At 41.2% G+C, this 20,926-nt stretch carries 18 protein-coding genes; 15 read left to right on the top strand and 3 right to left on the bottom strand.

The window, feature by feature from the left end:
• Window positions 1-897: c-type cytochrome (locus tag QZT73_RS10255; protein ID WP_291787990.1), on the top strand; the 897-nt coding region annotated here is incomplete at its 5' end.
• A 56-nt stretch (window positions 898-953) separates the two neighbouring features.
• On the opposite strand, the gene QZT73_RS10250 is transcribed toward QZT73_RS10255, so the two are convergent.
• A complete protein-coding gene (locus QZT73_RS10250) occupies window positions 954-1,757 on the bottom strand; it encodes a phytanoyl-CoA dioxygenase family protein (protein ID WP_291780843.1) in 804 nt (267 codons plus the stop codon).
• Window positions 1,758-1,881: 124 nt separating this feature from the next.
• Here QZT73_RS10250 and QZT73_RS10245 point away from each other — a divergent pair, with 124 nt between their 5' ends.
• Complete coding sequence (locus tag QZT73_RS10245; RefSeq protein ID WP_291787987.1) at window positions 1,882-2,730, top strand: AraC family transcriptional regulator; 849 nt, start codon at window positions 1,882-1,884, stop codon at window positions 2,728-2,730.
• Window positions 2,731-2,998: 268 nt separating this feature from the next.
• Here QZT73_RS10245 and QZT73_RS10240 read toward each other — a convergent pair whose 3' ends face one another.
• Window positions 2,999-4,657: a sulfatase gene (locus tag QZT73_RS10240; protein WP_291780854.1), complete on the bottom strand. Its 1,659-nt coding sequence runs from the start codon at window positions 4,655-4,657 to the stop codon at window positions 2,999-3,001.
• Window positions 4,658-4,870: 213 nt separating this feature from the next.
• Between QZT73_RS10240 and QZT73_RS10235 the strand changes: the two genes are divergently transcribed.
• From QZT73_RS10235 to QZT73_RS10220, 4 genes are all read left to right on the top strand, one after another.
• Entirely contained in the window at window positions 4,871-6,322 is a 1,452-nt protein-coding gene (locus QZT73_RS10235) for a sulfatase-like hydrolase/transferase (protein WP_291787984.1), read from the top strand.
• A 35-nt stretch (window positions 6,323-6,357) separates the two neighbouring features.
• Window positions 6,358-7,293 carry an EamA family transporter gene (locus QZT73_RS10230; RefSeq protein ID WP_291780851.1) on the top strand — a complete coding sequence of 312 codons (936 nt, stop codon included), beginning with the start codon at window positions 6,358-6,360 and terminating at the stop codon, window positions 7,291-7,293.
• 61 nt (window positions 7,294-7,354) lie between these two features.
• Window positions 7,355-8,326 (top strand): phytanoyl-CoA dioxygenase family protein, encoded by a 972-nt coding sequence (locus tag QZT73_RS10225; RefSeq protein ID WP_291787981.1) that lies wholly within the window; start codon window positions 7,355-7,357, stop codon window positions 8,324-8,326.
• A 557-nt stretch (window positions 8,327-8,883) separates the two neighbouring features.
• The gene (locus tag QZT73_RS10220) at window positions 8,884-9,531 is read left to right on the top strand and encodes a peroxiredoxin (protein WP_291779731.1); all 648 of its coding nucleotides are present in this window, start codon (window positions 8,884-8,886) and stop codon (window positions 9,529-9,531) included.
• Between the two features lie 34 nt (window positions 9,532-9,565).
• On the opposite strand, the gene QZT73_RS10215 is transcribed toward QZT73_RS10220, so the two are convergent.
• Window positions 9,566-10,213: a Crp/Fnr family transcriptional regulator gene (locus QZT73_RS10215; RefSeq protein WP_291779733.1), complete on the bottom strand. Its 648-nt coding sequence runs from the start codon at window positions 10,211-10,213 to the stop codon at window positions 9,566-9,568.
• Between the two features lie 223 nt (window positions 10,214-10,436).
• On the opposite strand from QZT73_RS10215, the gene QZT73_RS10210 reads away from it, so the two are divergent.
• From QZT73_RS10210 to QZT73_RS10170, 9 genes are all read left to right on the top strand, one after another.
• Entirely contained in the window at window positions 10,437-11,588 is a 1,152-nt protein-coding gene (locus QZT73_RS10210) for an MFS transporter (RefSeq protein ID WP_291787979.1), read from the top strand.
• A 121-nt stretch (window positions 11,589-11,709) separates the two neighbouring features.
• Window positions 11,710-12,198 carry a DoxX family membrane protein gene (locus QZT73_RS10205; RefSeq protein WP_291787974.1) on the top strand — a complete coding sequence of 163 codons (489 nt, stop codon included), beginning with the start codon at window positions 11,710-11,712 and terminating at the stop codon, window positions 12,196-12,198.
• Between the two features lie 12 nt (window positions 12,199-12,210).
• A complete protein-coding gene (locus QZT73_RS10200) occupies window positions 12,211-13,848 on the top strand; it encodes a Gfo/Idh/MocA family oxidoreductase (RefSeq protein WP_291779742.1) in 1,638 nt (545 codons plus the stop codon).
• 425 nt (window positions 13,849-14,273) lie between these two features.
• Window positions 14,274-15,443, top strand: a complete 1,170-nt coding sequence (locus QZT73_RS10195) for a sialidase family protein (RefSeq protein WP_291779744.1) — start codon at window positions 14,274-14,276, stop codon at window positions 15,441-15,443.
• A gap of 42 nt (window positions 15,444-15,485) precedes the next feature.
• Entirely contained in the window at window positions 15,486-16,961 is a 1,476-nt protein-coding gene (locus QZT73_RS10190) for an acyl-CoA synthetase (RefSeq protein WP_291787972.1), read from the top strand.
• A 3-nt stretch (window positions 16,962-16,964) separates the two neighbouring features.
• Window positions 16,965-17,342 (top strand): malonate transporter subunit MadL, encoded by a 378-nt coding sequence (locus tag QZT73_RS10185; protein WP_291787970.1) that lies wholly within the window; start codon window positions 16,965-16,967, stop codon window positions 17,340-17,342.
• On the top strand, window positions 17,326-18,087 hold the full coding sequence (gene madM, locus QZT73_RS10180) for a malonate transporter subunit MadM (RefSeq protein WP_291787967.1): 762 nt from the start codon (window positions 17,326-17,328) through the stop codon (window positions 18,085-18,087). The genes QZT73_RS10185 and madM overlap by 17 nt, the downstream gene beginning before the upstream one ends.
• A 13-nt stretch (window positions 18,088-18,100) precedes the next feature.
• Window positions 18,101-19,645 (top strand): sulfatase, encoded by a 1,545-nt coding sequence (locus QZT73_RS10175; protein ID WP_291787965.1) that lies wholly within the window; start codon window positions 18,101-18,103, stop codon window positions 19,643-19,645.
• A gap of 339 nt (window positions 19,646-19,984) precedes the next feature.
• Window positions 19,985-20,926, top strand: a 942-nt coding sequence (locus QZT73_RS10170) for a TonB-dependent receptor plug domain-containing protein (protein ID WP_291787963.1), incomplete at its 3' end; no start/stop codon positions are given.

The following is a 20,926-nucleotide window of genomic DNA, read 5'->3' as shown; positions in this document are numbered from 1 at the left end:
GGGGCTGAGACCTTGGCGGTGTTGAATATTGGGAAAAATCTGATTGAAGGAAGTGATTGTAGGTCCTGCCACCAAATAGACAAAACCTCAATAGGTCCAAGCTATGTAGCTGTGGCTGAAAGATATACCAAGTCAGATAACAATATCAGTTACCTGACAGATAAAATCCTCAACGGGGGAAGTGGAGTCTGGGGAGATCACGGTATGAGTGCCCACCCAGAACTGAGTGAATCAGATGCCAGAAGAATGGTTGATTATATCCTAAGCATCAATGAGGTGAAGCCCACAGTAAGCCCTTTGGCGATAAAAGGCAACATTAGGCCTGAGGTACCTGAAGGGGAAGATGGCCAAGGAAGTTTCCTTTTAAGAGCATTTTATGCAGACAAAGGTGCAGGGCAAATTACTTCCCTGGCAGGAGAAGATTTTGTGGCCTTAAGAAACCCCTTTCTTGATCCTCAAAGTGCTGAAATCCGCAAAGGCGTGAATCTAATGACCACACCAAGTATTAATTTCTTCATGGAGGGGGACCAATCCCATATTGGTTTCAAATCCCTGGATCTCACAGCGGTAAAAGAAATCAATCTTTTTGTCAATGTGAACCCAAGAAATGGAGCTGTAGGTGGTTTTGTGGAAGCGAGATTGGGCAGTCCTGATGGAGAACTTATCGGCCAATCCCAGAAAATGGAACCTCTTAACCAAGGGTTCAGAAGGCCCCCTGCCGGGGTTAATTTTATACAATGGAGGCGGGAAAACACACCACAAGCAAGAATCGAGATCAAAGAGACCGGAGGCTTTCAGGATATCTTCTTTATTTTTAGAAATCCAGATGCCGGTCAGGAAAAAATCCTGATGAGCATCATTGAAATTCAGTTCTCCAATGAAGCTTCTGGTTTATAATCAGAAGCAGAAATCCTCATTTTTGCCAGGTCTGATTTTAGGCAGACCTGGCTTTTTTATTCTACCACAGGATTTAAATGGGAATTGATGACCTCCCCTATTTTAGCTCCAGGACACCAGGTATTCCAGTCATTGATTTGGTTTTGGTTTTCAGGATTCTTGAGTTTGGCTTCCGCATCCATATAGATCACAGTCATTACTTTCCTTGTTTGGTCAGTTTGATTGGCACCTGCACGGTGAAATACCCAACCAGAATGAAAACTCACTTCTCCCAAGTCAAAGGGTTCTACCACATGCTCAAAATTATTGATGCGCAGTTTTTGTTTGAGCTGTAATTCAGACTCATCACCAATTTCCAGGTCCCTTCCAAAAATTAAATGATGGCTTTTGGCAGAAAACTCTAGAGGGCCCATTTCTAATGGAGTCGCCTGCAAAGGAATCCAAGCAGTAACTGTTTTGTCAGTATCAATAGGCCAATAATATTGATCTGCATGCCAGGGCGTAATCCCTCCGCCAGCCTCTTTAAATAAGGCTTGATCATGATAAATCCTGACTTTTTCACAGCCCATCAAGCCAGCGGCGATACTTGCCAGTCTTTTACTTAGGATAAGTTCTTTGATGGCTTCATTCTGTGTCCATAAATTGAAAATCTGAAGAAAAGCCTTGCCATAGGTGTCTCTCTCTTCCAAAGGCTTGCTTTCTTTATTCAATCTTTCCACTTCATCCGAAATCAACGCACCAAAATGCTGGATCTCTTCAGGGTTCAGGACATGCTTAAGCTTGATAAAGCGATTTTCCTCGTAAAAAGCGATGCTCTCCTTGGATAGGGGATAGACATCATGAATTGTTGAATAGGCCATGGTTTTGTTTTTTCTCAAATTTAAAAAGATGAAGTGAAAGCTATTTTTCAATTTTTACGGAATATTTTGCATATTTTAAGCAAAAAAGCTGATTTATGTAACAAGTAAGCATAAAATAAAACAAATGAAGCCGGCACTTGAGCAAATTTCTCCCATTTATAAATTCAAATCATTTCAATTCTTAAAATTAGAGGTAGAAGCTTTTCCCCACCTTTGGCACTACCACCCTGAAATTGAATTGACTTACATCCAAAATGGTCGTGGAATCCGCTATGTAGGTGACCGTATAGAAGCTTTTCAGGAAGGGGATTTGGTGCTATTAGGCGAAAACCTACCCCACACCTGGGCAACACAGGGCAAACAAAATACCCCATTACAATGTGGTATTATATTCCAATTTCCACTATCACTGTTTGAAAGTTTCCCTGAAATGTCTCATTTAGCGGATTTTTTAAAAAATGCTGATAAAGGTTTTCATTTCCCTAACCCTTCCCAAGAGATCATTCAAATGATAACTAATTTTGAAAATTTGGGTCCAAGTCATCAACTTCTATCTTTATTTGACTTGATTATTAGGCTTGAAAAAGAAGAAAAAACAAGTATAAGTAACTCCCCCAATTACAGTCTCAACCATCTTCATAAGGAAAACTCCAGAATTAACCGCATCAAAGGTTATTTACATGAAAATTTTGATCAAAAAATTGAATTGTCCCATATCGCTCAAATGGTCCCCATGAGTCCGACATATTTTAGTGCTTGGTTTAAAAAATCCACTGGTCACACTTTAATTACCTATGTCAATAAATTACGGGTTGAACAGGCTTGCCGCTGGATTTTGTCCACAGATTGGGACATTGCAGAAATAGCCTACAAAGTAGGCTTTCATCAGGTAGCCCATTTTAATAGGGTATTCAAAAATGAAAAAAATATGGCTCCTACTACATTTAGGGAAAAACATCCTAAAAAACCCTGAGACAAGGTATTGGGATTTTCATAACGCAAAACATAATCACGACCAACCCAATCGGAGAATTCCTTTTGCTTCATGCTGGTCCTTCAGACCTCTGAATTTATTGAACATTTCATTTTTTCCCAAGGCTTTACCTCGGGATAATACAGATCGGCCCTTCAGGCCTTTAATTTCTTTTAATTCCGAAATCAACCCTTCGAAATTCAACTTTTTACTTTTGCCTTTTTACTTGGCTCTTATTCCTACGCTGCAATCTAGCCCCTTTCCTCTATCAATCCCTCATCACACTTTCCCTCCTCTGGATAATTTCATTGGCCTTTTCTTTACTTATCCCAAATATTTTCCCATCCAGGGCATCATCCATAAATTCATCAATATACCGCTGGGAGATGGCTGTATTGTCTTTATACTTCACCCTTAGTTCCTCCAATCTTTTATGAAGATCTGCTTTGATTTCTACATATTCGGGATCACCATAGAAATTTTTAAGCTCCAAAGGGTCTTTCTTCCTATCCAACAATTCCCATTGATCTTCCACATAATAATAATGCACCAACTTGTAATCCTTTGTCACAATGGCATAATGGCGGTTGACCATATGCTCAGCAGGATATTCATAATAATGGTAATAGACCGCATCTCTTGTCCATTGGTCCTCATTACCTGTAAGTATCGGCATCAAACTTTCTCCCTGCATGTCCGAAGGAGCCTCTATCCCAGCAGCTTCCAAAAAAGTCTGGGCAAAATCCAGATTTTGAACCAGTTCGTCTGACCTTGAACCAGCTTTGATCCTATTAGGCCAGGAAATAAGCAATGGGGTTTTGAAAGATTCATCATAAATAAAACGCTTGTCATACCAGCCATGCTCACCTAAATAAAAACCCTGGTCTGAGGTATAGACGATGATGGTATTTTCCATCAGGTCATTGGCTTCGAGGTAATCCAGTAAACGTCCCATATTTTCATCCACTGCCTGAATGGTTCCTAAATAATCCTGCATGTAGCGCTGGTATTTCCACCTCATTTTGTCCTCCTCACTCATATTAGGATAAGCATTTGCAAAATCTTCATTGACTTTACCATAAACTTTCAGGAAGTTTTCCTTTTGGGATTCATTTAGCCGGCTGTATTCGTAGGCATATCTGGCCTTGTCGAAGCCAATTTCGGCAATGCCCAATTCATCCATCAACTCAGGAAATACTTTGTGGTCCCCTGCCCAACTCATATGATGCAGGATATTCATCTCTGCTTCGCCTGCAGGAGAAGTTCTTCCGGAATAATCATCAAAGAGTGTTTCAGGCTCAGGAAAAGTTCGGCTAGTAAATTCCTCCAGATGTCTTTCGGCCATTAGCCAGGAGCGGTGTGGGGCTTTATGCCAATACATCAACATAAAAGGTTGCTCTTTATCACGTTCCTTGTCCAACCAATCTAATGTCATGTCTGTAACGATATCGGTGACATAGCCATCAACCACTATGTTTCCTTCATATTTGGTAATAAATTCAGGATTATAATAAGCACCCTGGCCAGGCAAAATTTTAAACTGATCAAATCCTTTAGGATTATTGCCAAAGTGCAACTTTCCAAACAATGCTGTTTGATATCCAGCCTCTTGAAGTATCTGAGGGAAGGTAATATTTGTGGTGTCAAACTGAAAATGGTTATCCACTTTCCCATTCAAATGAGAGTGCTTGCCTGTCAAAATAGTAGCTCTAGATGGTGCACAGATGGAATTGGTCACACTGGCATTGGTAAAGAGCATACCCATTTCTGCCAAACGATCAATATTTGGCGTATGAATGAGCCGGTTGTCATAGGCAGAAATGGCCTGATAGGCATGGTCATCTGACATGATAAAAATGATATTGGGCTGCTTTGATTCTGGTTGATTGGAAATGTTCTGACAAGAGAATATTCCTGACATCAACATTAAAACAAAAAAGATGATGGGTTTTTTCATTTCAGCACGGATAATGATTCTAAATTAAATTAAACCGTTTAATCAATACCAAACAAATAAAATTTGACAGAAGGAACTATAAATCCTTTTAATTTTAAAAAAATAAAGTAAACTTCTGTAAAATTATTAAAACCCAATTATTACAAGAAATATTGGTAAATGACTGCATAAAAACCGCCGATCATGAGAACACTCATTTATTTCTCCGTTTTGATTTTGATAACTGCTTGTGCCAACAAGACCGAAAATAAAAAGCCAAATATCCTTTTCATCTTCACCGATGACCAGAATGCAGAGACCTTAGGTATCGCAGGAAACCCCTATATACAAACACCTACAATAGATCAGCTGGCTATAGAAGGAACGCGATTTACCAACACTTACGTCATGGGAGGATTTCATGGGGCCATCTGCATGACGAGCCGAGCCATGCTTTTCAGTGGAAAAAACTTCTTTAAAGTTAGAGACCAGTTAAACAATGTGCCCACAATGACGATGGATTTTGCAAAGGCAGGATATACCACTTTCGGTACTGGCAAATGGCATAACGTGAAAGAAGCTTTCGAGGCGAGCTTTCAGCAAGCTAAAAATGTATATTTAGGAGGCATGGCGGATCATTATGCCATAGAACTGCGGGATTATGATAATGAGGGCAAATTGAACAACCCCGTGAAGAAAGGGTATTCTACAGAACTTTTTACCGATTCAGCCATTGATTTTATCCGATCTCAGAAAGAAGAGGAAAACCCATTTTTCTGCTATGTGGCATTTACAGCACCACATGACCCCTATTCCCCCGAGGCTACTTATATTGATTATTACCCTGACGGCACCATCCCTTTGCCAGGCAACTACATGCCATTTCACCCTTTTCAATTTGATGATTTAACCGTGCGCGATGAAAACCTTACCGGCTGGCCTAGAAAGCCAGAGGTAATCCAAATGATCCTATCTGATTATTTTGCTTTGGTCACGCATGTAGATTATCATGTAGGAAGGATATTGAAAGTATTGGAGGAGACAGGTCAGCTTGAAAACACCATCATCGTTTATACAGCAGACAATGGGCTTGCCGTTGGAAGTCATGGGTTATTGGGAAAACAAAGTCTTTACGAGCACAGTATTAAAGTGCCTCTCATTATCAAAGGACCAGGAATACCTTCTAACAAGGAACTTGATGCTTTCGCCTATATTCATGACCTCTACCCTACCTTGGCGGAATTGGTTGGTCTGCCCCTTAAAGAAGCACTAGATGGCAGAAGTCTAGTACCTGTAATCCTAGGAGAAAAGACATCGGTGAGGGATGCCCTTTTTACCGCGTACCGCAATACGGTAAGGGCGATACGAAAGGATAATTGGAAGCTTATCCGTTATCCGGAACGAGATTATACCCAGTTATTTGATTTGGAAAAAGATCCTTTAGAAATCAATAACCTGGCAGAGAATCCATCATACTCGGCTCAAATAGAACAACTTCTAGCACTTTTGGCTAAAGAGCAAATAGATGCCCAAGATACCGTGAAGCTAACAGCTGATGTTATCAAACCAATGGCCTACAATCCCGACACCCTAAAACGAAGCCCAGATCGCTGGCAGCCTGAATACACAATAAAGCGCTATTTTGAAGAAAATTAACTTTCTTTGCCCTTTCAATTCTTTATCCTATTTCAGTGAAAGAACGACCACTCATTTATGGCTTTATCATGGCCATGTCCGCAGCCATATTGTGGGGGATATCCGGAACATGTGCCCAGTTTCTCTTTGAAGTCAAAAATGTGGATCCTGGATGGTTGGTGTGTTGGCGGATGGTAGTAGCAGGATCTGTTTTATTGCTCTTTGCTTTGACCAGAAAAAACACAGATGCATTTCAGATATGGAAAAGACGCAGGGATATATTTGAAATTCTGCTCTTTAGCATCTTGGGCATGGTCGCAGTGCAGTATACTTACTTTTATAGCATTAGCCTTTCCAATGCAGCCACAGCGACAGTGCTTCAATATATAGGGCCAGTATTCGTAGTAGGCTTCTATGCAATCAAAAACAGAAGATGGCCAAAGATTTCTGAATACATTGCTTTGGCTTTGGCTTTGGTGGGTACTTTTTTATTGGTTACCCATGGAAGTTTTAATAGCTTGGTCATCTCAGAAATAGCTTTAGTCTGGGGTATTTTGTCTGCCATTGCCTTGGCATTTTATACCATTCAGCCTGTACAACTTTTGAGAAGGTTCTCTTCTTCCACCGTTACCGGTTGGGGTATGTTCATTGGCGGTATTTCCTATTTATTGTACAGTGCTCCCTATTTCTGGTCAGGTCAATGGGATATGGAGTCCTGGTTGGTTTTTGCTTTTATCATCATTTTGGGGACAGTTGTGCCCTTTTCCATTTTTTTAGCATCACTTAACATTATCGGTGCACAGACAGCAAGTTTACTCTGTTCTGTTGAACCTTTATCCGCAGCCCTGGTAGCAGTCGCTTGGCTGGGCATAAGCTTTACGGGAATGGACTGGTTAGGAACATTTTTTATTATCATTACCGTTGCCATTCTTACTTACTCCAAAAGGCCAGTCAAACTTCCTGCTTTGCGAAAAATCGTCAAACTGCGCTGATCGCTTTTCAAGCACCTGATAATTGGCTATATTAGGAGAAAATCCCAAAACCTAAATGACCATGCAAGCAGCCTATGAAGGCCGGGAGAGTCCCAATAAAAACCATAAAGACATTCCCGGTAACCCCAGCACAGCCACAAGCAGCAAATTTAAATTAAATGACCGTTCCAAAGGAAAACCGCTTAGGATACTCAGTGAAGAAGATTGGAAATTTTGGAACCACAATGGATATGTGATCATAAAAAACGCCGTATCTAAAAAGCAGGCAAAAGCAACAGCCGATTTTTTATGGGAATTTGAAGATAAAAACCCAAATGACCCTACAACCTGGTACAAAAACCCTTACAATGAAATGGAGATGAAGGAATTGGTGGGAACAGGTATGGTAGAAGTGTATAATAATCAGCATTTATGGAACAATAGACAAATGCCCAAAGTATACGATGCCTTTGTAGATATATGGGGAACAGAGAAGTTGTGGGTGACCATTGACCGGGCCAACTTGAATTTCCCAATCCGACCTGGCTACGAATACAAAGCTTTTATTCATTGGGATTATGATCCGGAGACCAAACCGCAAAATGTACAGGGCGTCTTGGCACTTGAAGATCAAACGGACGAAAATATGGGCGGTTTTCAATGTATCCCAGAACTTTACCGCACTTATGACACCTGGAAATTGACACAGCCGGCCAACAGGAATCCTTTTATCCCTGATATCTCTGTATTTAAAGACCAAATTGTCAAAGTAAAATTAGAAGCAGGAGACCTTTTGATATTTAACAGCCTCCTACCCCATGGGATTCGGGCCAATCGCTCTGATAAGGTTAGAATCGCACAATACATTTCCATGATGCCAGCAGAGGAAGATAATGAAGCTTTGAGGCAATGGCGGATCAATTCCTGGAAACACCGAATTGCCCCAACAGGTTACGCCTTCCCAGGGGACCCTCGAAACTGGGAAAAGACCAAGTATGACACAGCTGAATTATCAGATTTAGGTAAAAAGCTGGTCGGCTTGGAAAACTGGTAGTACCAGTCAAGGTTTGATTTTTATTGATTTTTGCGGAGATGGGAATGCCATGTTTTGTGCCGTCACCCTAAGATTTTAAAATTTGGTATTTAAAGAGAGGGGAAGGAATTTCGTTTTTTGGCGTCATTATGAGATTTTAACATTTAGGGGAATATACAGAAAAAGAAATGACAGTTATTGAAACGTCATGCTGAGCGGAGCTTGCGGAGTCGAAGCATCCCCTCTTATTTTGGGAGACCCCCCGAAAAGATCGGGGCAGGCTTTCGCTTCTCTCAGGGTGACGAGTCTGGTAATCTGTCAATGGTAGACGAAGCCTACGGAGTCAAAGAATCTCCCAAACTATGGAAAATGCTTCTCCGTCTGTGGCGGATCAGCATGACGCGTAAGGTTATCATTACCAATCCTGAACTTTTATTTAAATTTTAAAAATCCGATATGTCCTATAGATTTTTTCTATCATTTTTATTATCCTATAGTGACTTAGGTCTCAGTCCATATCCTAGCATTTAGCGACCTTTGATATAACAAATGATTCAAAACCGATAAAACAAATAAAAATGAACGAGCAAGAAATAATAACCATGCCCAGAATAGGTGATCAAGCACCTGATTTCAAAGCAATGACCACGACGGGTCCTATGCAGTTTTCCGAATATATAAAAGATAGTTGGACCATCTTCTTCTCGCACCCAGCTGACTTTACGCCTGTCTGTACCACGGAGATGAGCGGGTTTGCTTTAGATCAAAAATATTTTGATGAACACAACACCAAGTTGGTGGGATTGAGCATTGACTCTATCCACTCCCATATTGCCTGGGTCAACAACGTGAAGAAAAATACAGGGGTTTTGTTCGAATTCCCGATTGTGGCTGATATTGACATGAAAGTGTCCAAGCTGTATGGTATGTTGCAACCAGGAGAAAGTGAAACAGCTGCCGTGAGGGCGGTGTTCTTTATCGATCCAAACGGTAAAATCAGATTGATCATGTACTATCCATTGAATGTGGGAAGAAACATGAATGAAATCAAAAGGGTGCTCATTGCACTTCAGACTGCCGATAAACACAAAGTGGCCATGCCCCTGAACTGGACTCCCGGTGAGAAAGTAATCGTTCCACCACCAAAAACAGTAGCCGAAATGCAGGAAAGAGAAGCAAGCGACTACGAAATGGTTGATTTTTATCTGGCTAAAAAAGATATCTAAAGATTGAAAAAGTGGGTTTTAGGGCCCACTTTTTTTAACTTAATAATTCTATTTGATTCCTACTTACCTTGACTCGGCCCTGTTGCTCTAATTTTTTTAATAACCGACCTACGACTTCGCGACTGGAATTTAATTCAAGCGCAATTTGACTTTGGGTTTCTTTAATGAGCTTAGACTGGCTGGCAACCGCTGTTTTTTCCAAATATTCAATCAGTCTTTCATCCATTTGTCTGAAGGCAATGGCATCCACCACTTTCAACAATTCTTCGAACCTATCTTGATAACTGTCCATGACAAAGAGATACCAAGACTGATATTTGGGCATCCATTCATCCAGTTTACTGATGGGCAGCACTACAGCCGTGGTGTCTTCCATAGGTATGGCCTTAATCTTAGAGAATCCTTCTCTTGCAGAACAGATCAAGGTAATCGCACAGGCTTCTCCAGGATTCAAGTAATAAAGAAAAATTTCATTGTCCTCTTCATCTTCTCTAAAGACTTTTACAATCCCATTTACAATAAGTGGAATTTGTTCTACTTTTTGACCAATATCCATGATCAAATCATCAGCAGGGAAGAGTACCAACTCCCCTTCTTCAGCTATTTTATTGACCAATTCGTTTTCAAAATCGGGAAAATTGATTCTAACTAAACGCTCAATATCTCCATTTACTCCCATCATGACCATTTGTAAAAAAACGTGATTTAAACTTCTTATAAATTAAACCATTAATTTCCAATTCAGATTCCCAAAATCCAATAAATAAAAAAGCCTGATGAAGTATAAACCAGAGGAAATGGATTTATGGTTAATTCATGCTATAATTTCTCCACAACAACAGTATTTTTCGGCTTAGCTTCCTATTTTTGGTTTGTTCAATAAATTCAAAACTCTTGAAATTTCCATGCGCAAGGAAAAGATTTTAATATTAATCTCCTTTCTGGCATTTATCAGTCTTGGACTTCCGGATGGGCTATTGGGCGTAGCCTGGCCATTCATAAGTGATCGTTTGCAGGTTCCTTTGGACCGACTGGGAATACTTTTGATCAGCTTTGTGGCAGGTTATCTGAGCAGTAGCCTGAGCAATAGCAAAATCATGGAAAAAGTATCATTGGGTCTACTGTTGACAATGAGTTGCTTTTTGACCGGTACCAGCCTATTTGCATTCGTGCTGATAGAGGAATGGTTTCTATTGATTATCGCAGCATATTTCCTTGGTACAGGTGGAGGTGCTATTGATACGTCTATCAATGTTTTTGCATCAGCAAAATTTAGCGCCAGTGTGGTCAATTGGTTGCATGCTTTTTATGGAATCGGGGCTACCTCAGGCCCATTGATACTGACTGCATTTATCATTCAGGGACATACTTGGAAAGCAGGTTATTGGTCTGTAGGGAGTATCCAAATCTTATTAGGTATTCTTTTCTTTGCCACTTCCAAGCTCTGGGAACAACAGGATAAGGAAGACAATACGAGCTCTCATACTTCGTACATAAAGATTCTGAGCCAGCCTAAGGTTTGGGTAAGCATCATGTTGTTTTTTTTGTACACTGGAACTGAAATCGGAATAGGCCAATGGCTTTATAGCATTTTGATCAAATCCAGAAATGTCAGTGAGGCAAGTGGTGGATTTTGGGTAAGTGCTTATTGGGGAAGCCTGACATTGGGCAGGATTGTATTTGGGTTTGTTCTGAAAAAAGTGGCTACCCCTAAGGTAATCTTTTTAGCAGCATCCGGACTGATATTGGGAACCTTGGTGCTCTTTTTAAATATAAATATGCAGTTAAGTTTTATGGCAGTAGTGCTTGTTGGATTAAGTTGTGCCCCCATATTCCCTTCCATGATTTCATCCGTAAATAATTGGTTTGGAACGCATCAGGCAGGCACCATTATTGGTTTTCAGGTCTCCGCAGCCATGATGGGAGGGGCGCTTTTACCCGCTTTTTCAGGATTTTTATCCAGACAATACGGCCTGGAAATAATTACCCTTGTTTTTTTTATCCAAGCCATACTTCTTCTTATTGGATACATTATGCTAAAGGTTAAAGTAGTTTGATAATCAGTCTTTTTAGAAAGAATTTCAACAAAAAGATTATCAATCAGCCCCTTGATTGACTTTTATCATATTTTTCAAAAAGAAAATGCTGTAATATCGTTTGTCCTAAAACGAAAGAAAGATGAACCAAAAAGAGAAATTATCATCGTTACAGACAATAGCCCTTGTGCTCTTGCGCCTTTTTGTAGGTTGGCATTTTTTATATGAAGGCGTAATCAAACTATACAGCCCTTCTTGGACTGCCAAGGGATATTTGCTCAGCGCCACGTATATGAAATCGTTTTTCAGCTGGTTGGCAAGCGAATCCATGATATCCATTGTAGACACATTGAATATCGCAGCCCTTTTATTAATAGGGGCAGGTTTGATATTGGGTTTCAAAACCAAATTAGCCAGTATCTTAGGCATAGGCTTGTTATTAATGTACTACCTGGCTCACCCTCCCTTTCCTGGTTACCCACAAGGATTGACTGAGGGCAGTTATTGGATTGTCAATAAAAATTTGATAGAAGCTGCCGCCTTATTGGTCATCTTCCTCTTTCCTACCTCCACCTCATTTGGACTGGAAAGGCTCTTTGCAAAAAAAGAAATCAAACCTTCCACTACCTAAAACCTATAGAACATGGCAGAAGATAAAAAACTATTTAAAGGATTTTCGAGAAGGGATTTGCTCAAGAGCCTTGGAGGTATCCCTATATTGGGAGCGGTATGGTTTGCTGGTATTGACCAAAACAAAAAAGCCAAATTGGAAAGGGATTTTCTCTTGGAAAAACTCAATATCAAAGCTACCCCACCACCTGAAAGTGGCCCTATGAGTGGTGATCCGCTAAGGATAGGATTGATTGGGTTTGGTATCAGAGGGGAGCAATTGATGCGCTCTTTGGGTTTTGCGACCAATGAATGGCTGGAAGACATGGCCGCTTCTGCTGCCAGGAATCCAAATGACAAAAGACTGGAAGACTTTAGAGCACAAGAAAATCTGAATGTTAAACTTACTGCTATCTGCGATATTTTTGATGTCCGGGCGGAAGATGCATTGCGATCTTTTAATAAAGAGAACAATACGTGTAAACGCTATGCGAATTACCTGGACCTCATTCATAGTGGAGAAGTGGATGCCATCATCATTGCCACGCCAGACCACTGGCATGCACCCATGGCAATAGCCGCTATAGAGGCGGGAATCCACGTCTATCTGGAAAAACCCATGACGCATACTGTTCAGGAAACTTATGAACTCAGGGAAGCCTGTCGTAAAAATCCAAAAGCGGTTTTCGCAGTAGGTCATCAGCACCGACAAACCCAAAGCTTCCTGACCGCTATGGATGCCCTGGCCAAAAATACCTTAGGTCATGTGTCACTGATAATGACCACAACTAATAGAAACGATGATAATGGTGCCTGGCAGTATGACATACATCCAGAAGCTTCTCCAAAGACCATTGATTGGAATGCTTTTTTGGGTACAGCCCCAAAAGTACCCTTCAATACAGAACACTTTTTCCGTTGGAGAAAGTGGTGGGCCTATGGCTCTGGCTTATCGGGTGACTTACTGACCCATGACTACGATAGGATCAACTGTATCCTGAATATGGGTATTCCAAAATATGTAACTGCATCAGGTGGCATCTATACCCATAGAGATGGCAGAAATGTTCCTGACGTCATGCATGTCAATATGGAATTCCCAGACTTCACTACGGGCGGAACACAAAGGGAAGACAAAGAAAAAGGAATGACTTTGGTGTACAGTGCCACCTTGGGCAATCAGTTTGAAAGGGGTACCGTATTGATGGGTCATGATGCCAGTATGGAATTGGGCAATACACTGACCATCTATGCAGACCCAAGATCCACCAAGTACAAAGACCTTATTGAAGAAGGAAGAATTGACCCTCAAGTCCCCATTTTCCAGTATGACCCGAGTGCCGGTGGTGTGGATGCTGTTACATCTGCTACGGCAAAATACTTTGCAGATAAAGGCTTACTTTGGACCTACCGGGATGGTAAAAGGGTGGATTCCACCTTCCTCCATATCAGGGAATGGTTGAGCTGTATCCGTAATGGCGGTGAGCCAAGCTGTGGCATTCAGGAAGGTTTCGAAGAAGCCATAGCAGCGCATATGGCAGGCCTTTCTTACAAAGTTGGCCGGAAGGTAGAATGGGATGAAGAAAAAGAAGTAATCATTGCATTACCTGGTGAGGATTTGGACGCCATTCTCTTGGACAACGATTATGGACTCCCAATACAGAAGGCATAAATATACTAAGGAATTCATTCAGGCTTTTTGAAGGCCTTGATATAATAAACTTTTCCGATCAGGGGCATTACTTAAAACAGTGATGCCCTTGGCTTTTTTTCCAGGTAGGTTAAACCCGAATTCTAAAACATTATTAAAAAGTAATGCTAAGTTGCTAACTTTAAATAAGTGGTCAATAAGGTGAAAAAAAATTAGTCCACTAATTCGAAGACGCTTTAAAAGTAACCGTAAGTTGCTAAATGAGCCAAGTAACATAGAAAAAAAGTTAATATGCTACTTACTCAGGTTGAATTGTAATATATGTTTTGATTCCAATTATGGCTAATTTAGATGGAATATGCATTAGAATTTTGGCTAAAATGTTACCCTTCATGTTGTATGACAAGATAATGCAACTTAAATTCAATCTTCCCAAATAATCATTTATGAGAACAATTACCCATTTCCTCATTTGGATCTTCTTGATACCACAAGCTATGGGGCAAGAAAGCCTTGTGTTCGAATCAGGTAAAGAAGGACATGCCATTTATCGCATCCCGGCAATTATTTCCCTGCCCAATACTGAATTACTTGCGATAGCCGAAGGCAGGGTACATGGAAGTAATGACTATGGCGACATCAACCTGGTGATGAAAAAAAGCAAGGATCAGGGTAAGACTTGGAGTCCTTTAAAACTTTTTGTAGATCATGGAGTCTATCAGGCTGGAAATCCGGCGCCAGTGGTGGATAGGTTTGACCCAAAGTACCCCGAAGGAGTAATTTATGTATTTTTTAATACCGGAAACCACCACGAATACAATATCCGGCTCAATGAGGGAGTAAGAGAAGTTTGGTACACACGTTCAACAGATATGGGAGAAAGCTGGGAACTGCCAGTCAACATTACGGATCAGGTCCATAAAGTAAATAATCCGGATTTCAACCCAGCATATCAAAATCCGGAGGATTGGAGACATTACGCCAATACACCGGGGCATGCTTTTCAATTTCAGGAGGGACCCTATAAAGGCAGAATCTATGTCGCTGCCAATCACTCCCAAGGCCCTCCTCAAGAGGGATTTACAGATTATCAAGCGCATGGTTTCTTCACAGATGACCATGGCAAAAGCTTCCAACTTTCCCCATCAATTTCTATTCCCGGCTCCAACGAAGCCATCGCAGCGGAATTATCTAATGGCAGGATGATTATGAGTATCCGAAATCAAAGAGGGGATATCAGGCAAAGGATTTTAGCTTTTTCAAATGATGGCGGGGAAAGCTGGGAGGAATATTACTTTGAACCACAACTTCCAGACCCGGTATGCCAAGGGTCCATTTTAGATATCAGTGAAAGTAATGGAAAAAAAATCCTTGCCCATTCCAATGCCTCTGATCTCCAAAAAAGAGATAATCTCACCATCAAAATCAGTCGGGATGAAGGGAAAAACTGGACGCAATCCATATTAGTAGATAAATCTGATGACCCCTCCAAGTCCTCTTGGACGGCTTATAGCGATCTTGTCCAACTGGATGAAGATCACCTTGGCATCCTCTACGAAAGGAACAATTACAGAGAAATCGTCTTCAAAAGAATAAAATGGCAAGTGAATCCCTAATTTACTATCTTGATCAAAAAATCAATCTACCCGTAATCCAACATGTTAAGCTTATTCGAAACCTCAAAAAAGTTGAAAGAAAAGGTTGCGATTATTGATCAATCAGGAGCTTACTCTTATGAGAAACTCCTGGCCAAAAGCCATGGTATTGCCAGCTATTTACTTGAAAAAAAGAATGACCTCAATCAGATAAGGGTTGCTTTCATGGTGAGCCCTGGCTTCGATTATATAGCAGTTCAATGGGGCATATGGAGAGCCGGAGGAATTGCAGTGCCCCTATGCGTAACTTACCCCTTCAATTCACTTCAATATGTCATCGAAGACACTGAAGCCGATTTTCTAGTGGTGAGTGCTGAATTCGAGGAAATCCTTTCTCCCTACCAACAGGACCCAAAAATTAAATTTATCAGTACCAAAGACTTTCAAACGGCAGAAAAAAAGACTTTACCGGACATCAGTAAAGACAGAGGGGCCATGATCTTGTATACCAGCGGTACTACTAGTTTGCCCAAGGGAGTCTTAACCACTCATGCGAATATTGAAGCACAGATCAGTACATTGGTTGACTCTTGGAGGTGGAATTCCTCTGATTATACCCTTTCCATTCTCCCCCTCCACCATGTACACGGCATTATCAACGTCAATTCCTGCGCCCTTTGGTCTGGGGCCACTGTCCAATTCCTGCCTCAATTTGATGCTAAAACTATTTTTGAAATATTCATGGAAGGGAGGGTAAATGTATTCATGGCAGTGCCTACTATCTACTTCAAACTGATCTCTTATTATGATACCCTATCAAAAGAATCACAAAAAGCAATCACAGATCGGTTAAAAACCTTTCGATTGATGGTTTCCGGCTCTGCAGCTTTGCCAATTTCGGTGATGGAAAGATGGTATCAGATTTCCGGGCATTACTTATTGGAAAGGTACGGCATGACCGAGATTGGGATGGCCATTAGCAATCCCTATCAAGGGGAGAGGAGGGCAGGACATATTGGCCAAGCACTGCGGGGAGTTGAGGTAAGGTTATGTGATGAGCAGGACAATGAAATTCCTTTGGATAAACCTGGAGAAATTCAAATCAAAGGGCCAAGTGTTTTCAAGGCTTATTGGGGAAAACCTGAGGCTACTGCCAAGGCTTTTACCAAAGATGGTTGGTTCAAAACCGGGGACATTGCGGTCATGGAGGCTGGTTATTTCAAAATCTTGGGCAGGGACTCTATAGACATCATCAAGTCAGGTGGTTATAAGATTTCAGCCCTTGAAATAGAAGAGGTAATCCGCACACATCCTTCTATCAAAGATTGTGGTGTAGTAGGTGTCCCAGATGAAGAATGGGGAGAAAAAGTAGTAGCCGCTCTGGTTACCAAAGCAGCCATAGATATCGAATCGCTAAAACGTTGGATTAGAGAAAAAATACCGGCCTACAAAACTCCAAGAAAATATCTGATTGTGGAAGATCTTCCCAGAAATACTATGGGCAAAGTGACCAAAAACGAACTGAAAAAATTATTCTAGCCCATGAATATCTATGGCTTAGCTGTTTTGGCCCTCTCCTTCCTTGTAGGACAATGGATGGGTGAGTTTTTGGGAAGTCTGATCAACATAAACGCAAATGTAGGCGGTGTAGGTTTTGCCATGATCATCTTAATGTTCCTCAAAGAATGGCTGGTTAAAAACAGCCTGATGTCTTTTGAAATGGAGGCAGGTATAGATTTTTGGAACAAATTGTATATTCCTGTGGTCATCGCCATGGCCGCTAGTCTCAATGTCAAATCTGCCCTTACTTCAGGAACTTTGGCCATAGCAGCCGGCTTATTACCTGTTTTGGTCTCTTTTTGGGTTTTCCCCCTCATTTTGAAAAAATTCAAACCCAAATCCGATGGAGATAGCCTTTGATATTATTGAAAAAAACGGGCTGATTTTTGCCTTTTTATTTATTGGTTTATTAGTCCTAATCTCTGAAATTATTTCCAAAAAAATCCTAAAATCCAGAATTCCAGGCTCTGCCATAGCCATATTCTTTGGACTCATTTTGGGTTATTGGGGTGGGTTTCTGACTGGAGGAGAAAAAGGTTTGGCCGATCTCCCACTTTTTTCAGGAATTGGATTCTTGGGAGGGGCTATGTTCAGGGATTTTGCGATTGTAGCCACAGCTATAGGGGCCAGTCTTTACCTAATTATCCGATCCGGTATGTTGGGATTTATTTCTTTGTTGATAGGGATTGTCCTTTTTTTCATCATAGGCGTTTTATTGGCGCTTGCTTGGGGATTTAGAGATGCAGCAAGCCTGTGTACCATCGGTGCAGGAGCATGTACCTATATCGTAGGACCTGTGACCGGTGCAGCTTTAGGCGCTTCTTCAGAAGTGATCGCACTCAGCATAGGGACAGGACTGATCAAAACCATTGCAGTCACCATATTTACCCCAATGGCAGCCAAACGGATAGGCCTCAACAGTCCCGAATCTGCCATGGCTTATGGGGGCATCATGGGGACTTCCAGTGGTGTAGCTGCAGGATTGGCTGCCACTGACCCCAAGCTGGTTCCTTATGGTGCAGTAACAGCTACTTTTTACACCGGTTTGGGCTGTTTGCTTTGTCCATCAGTTTTTTATATTTTTCTTCATCTCTTATTTCCCTAAACCAAAAGGTCTGATGAAATCTTATTTTTATAATGTGCTCCTTCTTTTATTACTTTCCTTGCTTTTATTGGCATGCCAAAGGACAAAGGAGACACAGGTTGTAAAACCCAATATTGTGGTATTTTTTGTAGATGACATGGGCTGGCAAGATACTTCTGTTCCATTCTGGACTGAAGTCACAGCATGGAACAGGCGTTATCATACCCCCAATATGGAAAAACTGGCCAGTGAAGGAATGAAGTTTACGCAAGCTTACGCCCATGCTGTGTGCTCTCCTTCGCGTACAAGTCTTTTGACTGGGATGAATCCAGCTAGACATGGGGTCACCAATTGGACCTTAAGGAAAGATATTTCTACAGATCATCAAGACGAAATATTGGAATATCCAATTTGGAATTTAAACGGTTTGCAGCCAGTGGACAGCATTAATAATTCCGTTTTTGCGACCACTTTGCCTTCTATTCTTCAAGACAATGGTTATCACACCATTCACGTCGGGAAAGCCCATTGGGGTGCCATGGATACTCCTGGAGAAAATCCATTGAACCTTGGTTTTGACATCAATATTGCAGGACATGCAGCAGGAGGTTTAGGCAGTTATTTGGGGGAAAAAAATTTCGGAAATGCAGAACCAGACACACATACCCTTCCTTGGGGAGTGCCTGGTTTGGAAAAATATCATGGCGACAGTATCCACCTTACAGAAGCCCTTACTTTGGAAGCAATTGCCGCACTCGAGGAGGCCAAACAAATTGACAAACCTTTTTTTCTTTATTTTTCCCATTATACGGTCCATATTCCACTGGAGGCAGACAAGAGGTTTTATGACAAATACCAAGACCTGGAAGAACCGGAAGCAAAGTATGCTTCAATGGTAGAGGGCATGGATAAAAGCCTCGGGGACATCATGAATTATCTGAAGGAAAATAACCTGGACGAAAACACCATAATCATTTTCCTGTCCGATAATGGGGGCTTAAGTGCCTCCGCCAGAGGAGGAATACCCCATCAGCACAATACTCCCCTGAACAGTGGAAAAGGATCAGCCTATGAAGGGGGCATCAGGATCCCGATGCTGATCAAATGGCCTAAAATCATTGAACCAGGCAGCATTTTCGGGGATTACCTCATCATTGAGGACCTCTTTCCAACGCTCATTAATATGGCCAATATCCCAATACCAAAAACCATTCAAACAGTTGATGGAGAGAATCTTACTCCTTTCATTCAAGGTGACGCTCAGGGTCAGTTTAGGCAAAAACCTTTGATCTGGCATTATCCCAATAACTGGGGGCCAACTGGCCCAGGGATAGGAGCCACGAGTACGATAAGGGATGGAGATTGGAAATTGGTGTATTGGTACAAAAATGGAGAATTGGAACTTTTCAATATCCCTGAGGATATTGGAGAAACTAATAACATCGCTGCCATACATCCGGAAAAAGTAGTTGAATTGACTCGAAAATTAGGATTCTATCTAAGAGATGTCAACGCCTTCAGACCAAAAGACAAAAGAAGCGGGGAACTAGTGGTATGGCCTGATGAGGGCCAATATTAATTTAAGCTTTGGATTATAATTTAGAGTTTATCACAGCTTGTTTGAAACTATATCGAAAAGAGGACAAATCAACAAATTTTATCCCAGACTTCCTCAAGTTCCAGTCTGGGTATCCACAGTTCAGCCCTTGGGGCTTTATAGGACAGTGTTCAAACCCAAATCCATATTTTACCTTCTCTATAAAATGAGCAATTCAGAAATACATTTTTTCTTATATTCCTCCTGTTGAAATACTTGAGATTAGACAAGTTATCATCAAAACTCAGCCTATAACCTACCAATCAAACCTTGAATGCTCCAATTTCAGGATATCATTTCCGCTTAATCGCTCAGATTATATTGAGCTTAATTTTCATTTTTCTGTTTCATAACACCCCTGCTCAGCAATCAGACAATGGTCTGATCCAAGGTGTAGTTGTGGACAAAGAATCCCAATTGGCTTTACCCTTTGCAACAGTAGCAGTATACAATGAATCCAATGAAGTGATTGAAGGAGGAATTACCAATGAAAAAGGAGCTTTCGAAATCCCAATTATTTTGGGTACCTACTCCATTCTCGTTGAATTTATGGGTTATGATGATTACCAATCGGATTTTTTCACATTGAGCCGAAACAATTCACCTTTAGAATTGGGGACCATTGAATTAAGCAGTAGCCTGAGTCAATTGGATGAAGTAACTGTGCAAGGGGAGAAACCCCTGATGGAGCTATCTTTGGACAAAAGGGTATTTAACGTAGGGGAAGACCTGGCCAATGCAGGCAGAACCACTTCTGACATCCTGATGAATCTCCCATCTGTCACGGTGGACAGTCAAGGCAATGTTCGGCTTAGAGGATCCGACAATGTAAGGATACTGGTAGACGGCAAACCTTCGGGATTGGTCAGTTTCAAAGGAAGTCAGGGCTTACAGCAATTACCAGCCAGTATGGTAGAAAGGGTTGAAATCATCACCAACCCTTCCGCCAGATATGAAGCCGAAGGAATGGCAGGTGTGATCAATATCATTCTCAAAAAAGAAAACAATCAGGGATTCAATGGTTCTATTGAAGGAATTGTCGGTTCCCCCACTAACCTTGGACTCTCTGCCAATTTGAACTATAGACATAAAAAAATCAATTGGTTTATCAACTATGGCATTGCAGAAAGAAAGATCATCAAAGAAGGAAATTTATACCAGGAAGCATTTGGGGGAGATTCATTGTTCATCACCAAACAAACTGTCAATGGCAGGCTATATACGCTGGACAACAATGTAAGGGCAGGACTGGATTATTATTTC

The organism is Cecembia sp., assembly GCF_007126775.1.
Lineage (GTDB): Bacteria > Bacteroidota > Bacteroidia > Cytophagales > Cyclobacteriaceae > Cecembia.
The sequence above is the reverse complement of the archived record's forward strand: the minus strand, read 5'-3'. Positions and strand labels throughout refer to the sequence as shown.

Bases quoted from the DNA above. Each gene is read 5' to 3' on its own strand.
- QZT73_RS10250 (WP_291780843.1), bottom strand. From the start codon at position 1,757: ATGGCCTATTCAACAATTCATGATGTCTATCCCCTATCCAAGGAGAGC.
- QZT73_RS10245 (WP_291787987.1), top strand. From the start codon at position 1,882: ATGAAGCCGGCACTTGAGCAAATTTCTCCCATTTATAAATTCAAATCA.
- QZT73_RS10240 (WP_291780854.1), bottom strand. From the start codon at position 4,657: ATGTTGATGTCAGGAATATTCTCTTGTCAGAACATTTCCAATCAACCA.
- QZT73_RS10235 (WP_291787984.1), top strand. From the start codon at position 4,871: ATGAGAACACTCATTTATTTCTCCGTTTTGATTTTGATAACTGCTTGT.
- QZT73_RS10225 (WP_291787981.1), top strand. From the start codon at position 7,355: ATGCAAGCAGCCTATGAAGGCCGGGAGAGTCCCAATAAAAACCATAAA.
- QZT73_RS10220 (WP_291779731.1), top strand. From the start codon at position 8,884: ATGAACGAGCAAGAAATAATAACCATGCCCAGAATAGGTGATCAAGCA.
- QZT73_RS10215 (WP_291779733.1), bottom strand. From the start codon at position 10,213: ATGATGGGAGTAAATGGAGATATTGAGCGTTTAGTTAGAATCAATTTT.
- QZT73_RS10210 (WP_291787979.1), top strand. From the start codon at position 10,437: ATGCGCAAGGAAAAGATTTTAATATTAATCTCCTTTCTGGCATTTATC.
- QZT73_RS10205 (WP_291787974.1), top strand. From the start codon at position 11,710: ATGAACCAAAAAGAGAAATTATCATCGTTACAGACAATAGCCCTTGTG.
- QZT73_RS10200 (WP_291779742.1), top strand. From the start codon at position 12,211: ATGGCAGAAGATAAAAAACTATTTAAAGGATTTTCGAGAAGGGATTTG.
- QZT73_RS10195 (WP_291779744.1), top strand. From the start codon at position 14,274: ATGAGAACAATTACCCATTTCCTCATTTGGATCTTCTTGATACCACAA.
- QZT73_RS10190 (WP_291787972.1), top strand. From the start codon at position 15,486: ATGTTAAGCTTATTCGAAACCTCAAAAAAGTTGAAAGAAAAGGTTGCG.
- QZT73_RS10185 (WP_291787970.1), top strand. From the start codon at position 16,965: ATGAATATCTATGGCTTAGCTGTTTTGGCCCTCTCCTTCCTTGTAGGA.
- madM (WP_291787967.1), top strand. From the start codon at position 17,326: ATGGAGATAGCCTTTGATATTATTGAAAAAAACGGGCTGATTTTTGCC.
- QZT73_RS10175 (WP_291787965.1), top strand. From the start codon at position 18,101: ATGAAATCTTATTTTTATAATGTGCTCCTTCTTTTATTACTTTCCTTG.